The organism is Algibacter sp. (assembly GCF_049667265.1).
GTDB lineage: Bacteria > Bacteroidota > Bacteroidia > Flavobacteriales > Flavobacteriaceae > Algibacter_B.
This window is the reverse complement of the sequence record NZ_JBATHX010000451.1, coordinates 1-9,247: the sequence shown is the minus strand read 5'-3', so window position 1 is coordinate 9,247 and position 9,247 is coordinate 1. Positions and strand designations below refer to the sequence as shown.

The following is a 9,247-nucleotide window of genomic DNA, read 5'->3' as shown; positions in this document are numbered from 1 at the left end:
CCTATGGTTGGGAACGTTACCTACAAAGCCTTGTGCGATTTGGGTGTAAAAAAAATACAAACCGTACAGGAAATGCCCATGGAATTGATGCACCGTGTACTAGGAAAAAACGGTTTAAGCATTTGGAAAAAAGCAAATGGTATTGATAATAGCCCTGTTGTTCAATACCATGAACGTAAATCTATTTCAACCGAGCGCACGTTTAATAAAGACACCACCGATGTTGCAAAACTTAAAGGCATTATTATTGCCATGGCAGAAAATTTAGCGTATCAATTACGACGAGGCAATAAACTTACAGCGTGTATTACCTTTAAAATTCGATATTCCGATTTTCAAACCTACACCCAGCAGCAACGCATTCCGTATAGCGCTATGGATCACAACATTATTCCTGTGGTTTTAGATTTATATAGAAAACTTTACAACCGGCGTTTATTGGTGCGACTTATTGGTGTGAAATTTAGTCATTTAGTTGAAGGCGGACATCAAATTAATTTATTTGAAGACAACGAAAAACAGCTTCATTTAAGCGAAGCTATAGATAAAATGCGTGAGCGCTATGGTGACAGAGCTGTTATAAATGCCGCTGGAATGGAAGCGAAAAGTATTAGTAGATGGAATCCTTTTACAGGTGAACCTCCTCCACTTTTAGCTAATAGACGACGGTAAATCGCACGTGTTTTTTATATTTGATTTATGTTTAAAAGCGAACTAATAATTAGAGAACCCAATAAACCACTTATTAATAAAATTATAGTGGCATTTTTATACGCTAGCCTGTTTAGTTACATCGTATATCTATATCAATACAAAAACCTTTTAAATCATCCTGAGAAGTGGACAATCATAATTTATTTAATTATTCTATTACTAATATTGTTTTTTTCTTCGTTTATGTCAATTGCATCTCACAGCGTACACCTAAACTTTGAAAATAATAAAATACAGCATCAATTTAGAGTTGGCCTTTTTAATTACAAGGAAGTATGGCAAGATTTAATTGATCTTAAATATATTTCGGTTTTTAAGACAGGAGACTATTTTCAAATAAATATGTGGTACCAAAAAAATGAAATTTTAAATTTAATGACTTTAGATAATCAGGAAAAAGCAATTGAAAATGGTTTTTTAATTTCTGAAAAATTAAATATTGATTTACTTGACGCAAGAAAAGCAGGATACCATAAATGGGTTAATAAACAAGTTTATCGAGAAACTAATAAAGTTGTCTATAATAATTAAAAAAGCTTCTCCTTTTTTACAATAGTATTACCAATACGTTTATAAGTTACTTTTTCACCATTGGCACAAAAATGATAAACCGCTTTTGCTTTTTGTTCTGAAACAGATAATAACAAAACATCTTCTATAGTACAATTGTAATCTTTAGCGACTTTCTTTTTTACATCATCAATAGTTGCTCGCCCTCTTTTTAATTGTGCCTGTATTTTTTGGTTTAGTTTCGGTTCAACAAAGTTGACATCCAAATTACAACCAGCATCATCATTTAGTTTTTCAATGCTAGTAATGGAACTGCTTTCAGCATCAATATATTCCCAGGTAAAATCGGCTTTTAACAATACACGTCTGCCATCTTCTGTTTTTACAATGTAATTATTTTGAGCGAAACTCATAGAAGGTATTAGGCATACTAAAAGAAGAAAAAATGTTTTCATAGCAATATTGTAAGGTTGAAATGTGTGTCAAAAATACGAAACTAATCCTCAACATATTCTAATTATTCATAACAGAAAAAGCGCTTAATATATAACACTAGTATGATGCTAATCTTTTCAAAATTATCGAGGTATCCATGTAGATTATCGGATTAAATTACATCCTCCGTTCATTGGCAGAGCAAAAATATCCATTTATCTAAAAAATTAGAATGCACTTAGCATTTCTGATACCTTTGTTGTCAAACCCCTCATTTATCACACATTAACCTATATTATATTATGAGAAATTATTCTTATTTATTAACTGTTGGCGTATTCTGCGCATTGTTTTTTGTTTCCTGTTCTGTTGAAGAAATAGATGATGTTAGCTTTGAAACTGAACAAACTTTATCAGCAAAAGCTTCTAGTAAGAGCAAAAAAGGAAAATCTAAAATAGAGATTTGTCATTTTAATAAAGGGACAAATTCTTTTGAACGAATTTCAATATCCGAAAATGGTTTAAATGGACATAAAAACCATAAGCATGACATTTTAGTTTTTGATGCTGATGGTGATGGCTATCCAGCCGAAAATGACTGTGGAATAAATTTTAGAGAAGATGGATTATGGGATTGTGATGATTCTGACGCTAATTTAAACCCTGAATCCGTTTGGTATTTGGATGCCGATGGGGATAAATATGCTGTTTCTTCAATACAAGGATGTGATTCTCCTGGAGAAGGATATACATTAGAAGAAATGCCTACGACAGATCTTGATGACAACAACCGTACGATACAAAATGAAGTTGATTGTTTTAGTCATATTGTAGGACATTATTTTGGTTCTAGATATCATGGATCGAATTTATTCGAATTAGATTTTGATGTTTCAACCCAGAATGATGAGTATTATATAAATGGATCATTAACCGAAACTAAGTTGGACGGTGAAATTAAAGTACATGAGATAAGTTTAAATATTCATAGTGTAAATGAACTGTATACAAAATTTTATTCCTTCAGGTATGATGAAAGTTATCCTATAAATTCGGGAAGCGGCTATTTTAGTTGTGAAACAATTACAGTATTGATTGGTATTTCAGGTTCTGGAATCCCAGGAGTTCAAGCTTTTAATGCAGTAAAAACAAAATAAATACTACATAATAAAATATATTTTTAAAAAAGACTTTCATAAATGAAGGTCTTTTTTGTTTTTCTATTTTCGTAAGGAATCTAAAAAATTATTAATCAACCTATTATAAAATCGGCTTGATTAGTAAAAAGCTATATTTAAGATATTATAGTTCTTTTGTTTCATTCTAATAATATTACAACTTCAATACCAAAAGCGTTATTTATATTTGTTAATAATGAAAGACTTTCCAAAAAAATTACAAGATCGCAAAGCGAATAATGCCTTCTTACAACTTGGAATTCTAAATAGTTTATTCCATTTTTCAACAAATGATTAATAAGAACTATGAGCGACACCTTTAAAACTATAGCCAGATTCCAATATTCTTCTGAAGCCCAAATTATAAAAGGACGTTTAGAAGCTGAAGGGATTCAAGTATTTTTGACTGACAACTTAACGATAGATACCGATCCTTTGGTAAGCAACGCTATTGGCGGAGTTAAACTAAAGGTCTTATCAACTGACGCTTTAGAGGCCCAACATATTTTAGAATCTATAAATAAATATTCTATTGACGATGAAGGAAACACTATTGGCTGTCCAAATTGTAAAGGACATCACGTCGAGTTATTTTCAACAATAAAAGATGCTAAATCATTATTCTGGTTTCTTTTTGGAGTATTATTTTCAGCACTTCCGTTTTACACAAGACATAAATACAGGTGTGAAGATTGCAAAACAGAGTTTGATATGGAAAAGTAATAAACTAAGTTTTACTAGCAATCTAATCTAAGATTCAAATTTATTCTTCAATATAATCTGAAGACACCACATCGTAAGCACTTTTCAATTTTTTAGCTACATGCTCAATTTCTTCTTCATCTAAATGCCCAAACCCAAAACGAATAGCACAGGTTTCTCGGTCTTGATAAAGCAATGTTTTTGGTAGATACAAATCGTTTTTATCTGCTTCTTCTGCCAGTTTAACTAATGATATTTTAGTTTCAAACTGTAACCAAATGGCTAATCCGCCGGAAGGTATATGCCAAGTTACGATGCCATCAAAATGTTTTTTTAAAAGCCTACACAAACAATCGCGTCGTTGTTTATAAACTACAATGTTCTTTTTCAAGAGGCGAGATATTTCACCTTCATGAATTAACTCAGAAAGTATTTGCTCTTGTATAATATCGCCTTGTTTATCTAATAATTGTAAGTAGTTTTTAGCTTCCGAAATTAAGTTTTCTGGCGCAACCACAAAACCGACTTGAAAACTTGGAAATAACGATTGGCCAAGTTTTCCTAAATAAATAACCATGCCATTTGCATCAGCACTCGCCATAGGCAACATAGCGGAACCTTCATACTGGAAATCGTAATCATAATCATCTTCAATAATGGCAAATTGATAGGCTTTGGCTAATTCTAATAATTTTAATCGTCGTTTTGCACTTAAAGTAACGGTGGTTGGGTAATGCCTGTTTGCACAAACATAAACAGAGCGGATACTGCCTTTAGCAAAATGGGTTTTTATATAATCAACATCAATTCCATCAGCATCAACAGGAATGGTTTTAAGGGTAGCTCCAGCTTGCTGAAAAATCATGTTTGACGCATAGTTACTTAAATGCCCTACCAAAACAACATCGTTCTGTTTTATTAAAAGTTGCGAAACTATATATAAACTCATTTCTGTACTTCGCGTACTAATCAGGTTATTTGGTTTTATATGAAATCCCCTTGTGGCGTTTAAATAATTACAAAGTTGCGTTTCAAAAATGGAATTTGTTGAATTATTCCATTTATTTACCAACGGTTTTCGTTTCATTACCGCACTATACCACCTAGAAAACTGATGAACTGGATGCAGCCTTAAATCTGGGCTACCTTCATTAATACGAAACTTAGCGTTTATTTCTTGAACGGAAGTAGCCAAATTAAACGATGGCTGAAAAGGGAAACCTGTTTTACTAGAATAATCGTAAGCACTATTTATGTGTTGTGCATTTGCCTTAATTTTAGCTGTGGTTTGCTCAGGCTTCAAAACAAAAGTGCCTTTATTTGGTACAATTTCCACCCAACCTTGAGAAGCTAACTCATCGTAAACTGCCACCACAGTATTTCTGTGAATCTTTAATATTTGACTTAAAACACGTGTTCCGGGCAATGCTGAACCTGTTGAAATGTAACCGCGCTGAATAGCATTTACAATTTGCTGCGCTATTTGAATATAAACAGGCTGTGAACCAGATTTATCAAATTGTAATAACTGCTTTAAAAGATTATCAACCGGACTATTCATTGTTTTTAAACTGGACTATTCTACTCGTCCGGAAAGTTACGACTTTTGCAGCGTTATAAACAAATCATTTTATGAAGACTCCATTTGCTTTAATTGCCTTTACATTTTGTGTTTTAATAGGACATTCTCAAGACGTTACCGTAAAAACAGATTCTTTACAAGAGGTAATTATCAATTCAACCAGAATAGAATTACCATTTAAGGAAAACTCAAGAACTATTGACATCATAACTTCAGAAGATATAAAAAATAGTGCTTCTACAAATGTTGCAGATTTATTACAACAATTTGCTGGCGTAGATATAAGACGCCGCGGAACTGCTGGTAGCCAAGCCGATTTATACATTCGTGGTGGTGGTTTCGATCAAACGTTACTTCTTATTGATGGTATAAAAATGGATGACGCGCAAACAGGTCATCACACCATGAATGCCGCATTACCAATTGAAGTTATTGAGCGTATTGAAATTATTAAAGGTCCTGCCGCTCGTGTTTTTGGGCAAAATGCTTTTACTGGAGCCATTAATATTGTTACTAAAAAAGATTTAAGTAATTCTGTTTCAGTTAAAACCGAAACAGGTTCATTTGGGCAGTTAAATGCTGGCGTTACGGTTGGTGCAGACCTTAATAACTCATCTCATATTGTGCATGTTGATAAAATGACTTCAGCAGGTTACCGCCATAACACCGATTACGATAACAGTAATTATTTCGTGAAAAGTGTCTTTAACAAAAACAAAAAAGCCATCGAAATGATTGCTACGTTTCAAGAGCGAAAGTTTGGAGCCAATGGTTTTTATGCAAGGGAAAGCGCAACCGAGCAATACGAAGAAACGCAAAATAGCCTAATTGGTTTTACTACACAGTTTAACACCGAAAAGCTAACCCTTAAACCACGTGTATACTGGAAACGTAACCAAGACGAGTATGTATACTTACGAAACGACCCAACAGTTTATAGAAATTTACACATTACAAACAAAATTGGAGCCGAGTTAAATGGAAGTTACAAATCTAAAGCCGGGGTTACTGGTTTTGGAATCGATCTCTCGAAAGTTTACATTAATAGCAATAACTTAGGAAACCGCAACCGTTTTATGACAACCTTGTTTTTAGAACATGCCTTTAAACTAGCCAACCTAGATATTACCCCGGGCATTGCGGTTACCTATTTTTCAGATTTCGATTTTTATGCCTTCCCTGGAATTGATATTGGTTTGAAACTTACTGATAATCTGAAAGCCTACGGAAACATCGGCTATACCTACAGAATCCCAACCTATACCGACTTGTATTATAACGACTCAAGTACCATAGGAAATCCTAATTTAGAAGTTGAAGAAGCCTTTGCTCAAGAAATTGGTGTAAAATATTTTTCACCTCAATTTTCAGGTTCATTCGCTATTTACAACAGAGATGCTAAAAACCTTATTGATTTTATTCGACCAAACACGACCGATGGCATTTATAGAGCAACAAATATTGCTAAAGTGAACACGCAAGGAGTCGAAGTTGATGCTTCCTATCATTTTAATTTAAACGGCTATAAACAAACGCTTGCCTTGGGTTATAATTTTTTAGATGACAATATTTTAGACCAAAACAAGGATTTATCGCGTTACTCACTAAATACCCTTAAACACCAATTTACAACTCGATTAAGTACCCAATTGCTTAAAAATGTAAGTCAGAATATTATTTATAAACATGCCGAACGTACAACAGGTGACAGCTATAATGTTTGGGATGCTTCATTAGCAATAAATCTTAAAAAATTAGAATTTACTGTAACTGCTAACAATATATTTAATGCCGATTATATTGAAGCTGGCTTTGTTCCTATGCCGCCAAGCAATTTACTTTTTGGGTTACGTTATAATTTTAACTAAACTTAAATATATTTATTACCCCTTAGAATTGGCATGGTTTTCTTAAATTTGAAATAACAAATTAAGTAACCTTGGCATTAAATTTACAGGACATACCACGAGTAAAAAATATTACCAAAGCGGATTTTTTAAAACACTATTTTAAGCCACAAAAGCCGGTGGTTATTGAGTCTTTTATTGAAGATTGGCCTGCCTACACAAAATGGAATTTAGAGTATATGAAAACCCTAGGTGGCGATCTAACCGTGCCTTTATATGATGACCGCCCTGTAGATTACAAGGACGGTTTTAATGAACCACATGCCAAAATGAAATTGGGTGATTATGTGGATTTATTGAAGCGCGAGCCTACTAAATATCGCATTTTTTTGTGGAATGCTTTAAAAGAAATTCCTTCTTTACAGAAAGATTTTTCGTTTCCTGATTTTGGTTTACGCCTTATGAAAAATATGCCGATGCTTTTTTTTGGAGGACGTAATTCACATACGTTTATGCATTACGACATTGATTTTGCAAATATTTTTCATTTCCATTTTGAAGGCCAGAAACAAGTTATTTTGTTTGATCAAAAGCAGAATGATTTTTTATATAAAATCCCGCATGCTTTAATTACCAGAGAAGATATTGATTTTAACAACCCTGATTTTGAAAAATGGCCCATGCTAAAAAAAGCTAATGGCTATGAAACAGAACTTAAACACGGAGAAGTCTTGTACATGCCAGAAGGTTATTGGCACTACATGCGTTATATAACACCCGGTTTTTCAATGAGTTTAAGGGCAATTTCAAGAAACCCTAAAAATTTTAGTAAAGCCATTTATAATGTTTTTATTATTCGAAATTTCGATAATATTATGAGGCGTATAAAAGGACAAAAATGGATTGATTGGAAAAATGAACAAGCCATTATAAAAACCCACAAGCATTTATAAGCACTCATATTAAATAAACCTTTGATATTAAAAAACTTGTAATATCTTTGGACCTTTAAATATAAAACTCAAATCATGAAGAATTTAATTTTATTATTAGCATTCCTAAGTGTAACAGCCATCAATGCTCAGGCATTTAAAGGAAAGGATGATAACAAATTTCAAGTAGGTGCAAATTTTCAAGAAAACGGTTCTGGTATTAATGTAAGTTACGATTACGGTATTGGAGAAAACATTTCGATAGGCATTTCTACTACCTACCTTTTAGGAGTAGCTGATGGCTTAAAAAACAATCAAATTGAGGAGTTAGACGCTACGTTTGACAATCGTTTTGATGTAAGAGCACGTTTTAATGCTAACCTAGGGAACGTCATCAAAATTGATGAAAATTTTGACCTTTACCCTGGTTTAAGTCTTGGGCTTAAAAACTTTGGTGGCCACTTAGGTGCCCGTTACTTTTTTACAGACGGTTTTGGTGTTTACACAGAATTGAATGTGCCTTTTGCAAAATATAAAACGGGAAGTTTAACAGCTGCCGAAACATTACACAATCAATTTACTATCAATTTAGGAGCCTCTTTTAACTTATAGTCCTAAATTTAAAAATATTAAAAAAAGCGGGTAAAGTTTAAAACTTTATCCGCTTTTTTACGGTATTACCTGAAAATTTCATTGGCTTTTTCGTATACTAAGTGCGTTTCCCAGCCTCTATACAACAGATAATCGATTAATTTCTTTCTTTTTTTATACTTATCGGTTCCTGTAATGGAATTCGCCCTTTTTTCGGCTAAACTATTGAAAACCTCGATATACTCCGTGTTTTCTATTTCCGCAAGTGCCTGATTTATATTAACTTTGCTAATGTCTTTTTTCTTTAATTCAAAAGTTAATCGACTTCGGCCCCAAGCCTTAATTCTGAACTTACCTCTCACATATGTTTTGGCAAAACGTTCTTCATTAAGAAAGTTGTGTTCCAAAAGGTGGACTATTATCACATCGATAGCTTCGGGTATCATGTGTAACGACTCTAGCTTTTGTCTTACTTCTTTATGGCAACGTTCTTGATACGCACAATAATGCTCTAGTTTTCTAGTGGCTTCTTGTACCGTATATGTTTTTTTTGTTTGCATACGCTTCAAAAATAACAATGTTAAATAAACAATTTGAATAAAAATTTATAAAAACCAAATCTTTAGATTTTTAAAACTTAACGGTTATGAAAAAAATTACTCCATTAAAATCCCTTTCTTTTTTTATTGCCCTATTTTGTGCAATTAATTTTGGTTATGGGCAAACAACATTATCTGCAGGAGATATAGCCATAAC

General features: G+C 33.0%; 10 protein-coding genes. 7 read left to right on the top strand and 3 right to left on the bottom strand.

Annotation, left to right across the window (positions count from 1 at the left end; all coding sequences use genetic code 11):
- The coding region (locus WBN21_RS15600) for a DNA polymerase Y family protein (protein ID WP_424201903.1) at positions 1-672 on the top strand (672 nt) is incomplete at its 5' end.
- A gap of 87 nt (positions 673-759) precedes the next feature.
- Positions 760-1,245 (top strand): hypothetical protein, encoded by a 486-nt coding sequence (locus tag WBN21_RS15595; RefSeq protein ID WP_424201901.1) that lies wholly within the window; start codon positions 760-762, stop codon positions 1,243-1,245.
- On the opposite strand, the gene WBN21_RS15590 is transcribed toward WBN21_RS15595, so the two are convergent.
- Entirely contained in the window at positions 1,242-1,679 is a 438-nt protein-coding gene (locus WBN21_RS15590; protein WP_424201899.1) for a DUF3157 family protein, read from the bottom strand. The two genes, WBN21_RS15595 and WBN21_RS15590, sit on opposite strands and share 4 nt — an antisense overlap.
- Before the next feature lie 282 nt (positions 1,680-1,961).
- Here WBN21_RS15590 and WBN21_RS15585 point away from each other — a divergent pair, with 282 nt between their 5' ends.
- Together WBN21_RS15585 and WBN21_RS15580 are read left to right on the top strand one after the other, a co-directional pair.
- Entirely contained in the window at positions 1,962-2,816 is an 855-nt protein-coding gene (locus tag WBN21_RS15585; RefSeq protein WP_424201897.1) for a hypothetical protein, read from the top strand.
- A gap of 327 nt (positions 2,817-3,143) precedes the next feature.
- The gene (locus WBN21_RS15580; RefSeq protein WP_424201895.1) at positions 3,144-3,560 is read left to right on the top strand and encodes a putative signal transducing protein; all 417 of its coding nucleotides are present in this window, start codon (positions 3,144-3,146) and stop codon (positions 3,558-3,560) included.
- A 40-nt stretch (positions 3,561-3,600) separates the two neighbouring features.
- Here the strand turns inward: WBN21_RS15580 and WBN21_RS15575 are convergent, their stop codons facing one another.
- Positions 3,601-5,100 (bottom strand): PLP-dependent aminotransferase family protein, encoded by a 1,500-nt coding sequence (locus tag WBN21_RS15575; protein WP_424201893.1) that lies wholly within the window; start codon positions 5,098-5,100, stop codon positions 3,601-3,603.
- A gap of 71 nt (positions 5,101-5,171) precedes the next feature.
- Between WBN21_RS15575 and WBN21_RS15570 the strand changes: the two genes are divergently transcribed.
- The 3 genes from WBN21_RS15570 to WBN21_RS15560 all read left to right on the top strand — a co-directional run bounded on the left by WBN21_RS15570 (position 5,172) and on the right by WBN21_RS15560 (position 8,512).
- The gene (locus tag WBN21_RS15570) at positions 5,172-6,989 is read left to right on the top strand and encodes a TonB-dependent receptor plug domain-containing protein (protein ID WP_424201891.1); all 1,818 of its coding nucleotides are present in this window, start codon (positions 5,172-5,174) and stop codon (positions 6,987-6,989) included.
- Positions 6,990-7,060: 71 nt separating this feature from the next.
- Positions 7,061-7,921 (top strand): cupin-like domain-containing protein, encoded by an 861-nt coding sequence (locus WBN21_RS15565; RefSeq protein WP_424201889.1) that lies wholly within the window; start codon positions 7,061-7,063, stop codon positions 7,919-7,921.
- A gap of 75 nt (positions 7,922-7,996) precedes the next feature.
- Positions 7,997-8,512: a DUF6646 family protein gene (locus tag WBN21_RS15560; protein ID WP_424201887.1), complete on the top strand. Its 516-nt coding sequence runs from the start codon at positions 7,997-7,999 to the stop codon at positions 8,510-8,512.
- 65 nt (positions 8,513-8,577) lie between these two features.
- Here the strand turns inward: WBN21_RS15560 and WBN21_RS15555 are convergent, their stop codons facing one another.
- Positions 8,578-9,051, bottom strand: coding sequence for a regulatory protein RecX (locus WBN21_RS15555; RefSeq protein ID WP_424201885.1), 474 nt, complete (start codon positions 9,049-9,051; stop codon positions 8,578-8,580).
- Between the last annotated feature and the right edge of the window lie 196 nt (positions 9,052-9,247).

Coding starts and splice junctions, on each gene's coding strand:
- WBN21_RS15580 (WP_424201895.1), top strand. CDS start 3,144: ATGAGCGACACCTTTAAAACTATAGCCAGATTCCAATATTCTTCTGAA.
- WBN21_RS15560 (WP_424201887.1), top strand. CDS start 7,997: ATGAAGAATTTAATTTTATTATTAGCATTCCTAAGTGTAACAGCCATC.
- WBN21_RS15575 (WP_424201893.1), bottom strand. CDS start 5,100: ATGAATAGTCCGGTTGATAATCTTTTAAAGCAGTTATTACAATTTGAT.
- WBN21_RS15590 (WP_424201899.1), bottom strand. CDS start 1,679: ATGAAAACATTTTTTCTTCTTTTAGTATGCCTAATACCTTCTATGAGT.
- WBN21_RS15555 (WP_424201885.1), bottom strand. CDS start 9,051: ATGCAAACAAAAAAAACATATACGGTACAAGAAGCCACTAGAAAACTA.
- WBN21_RS15585 (WP_424201897.1), top strand. CDS start 1,962: ATGAGAAATTATTCTTATTTATTAACTGTTGGCGTATTCTGCGCATTG.
- WBN21_RS15570 (WP_424201891.1), top strand. CDS start 5,172: ATGAAGACTCCATTTGCTTTAATTGCCTTTACATTTTGTGTTTTAATA.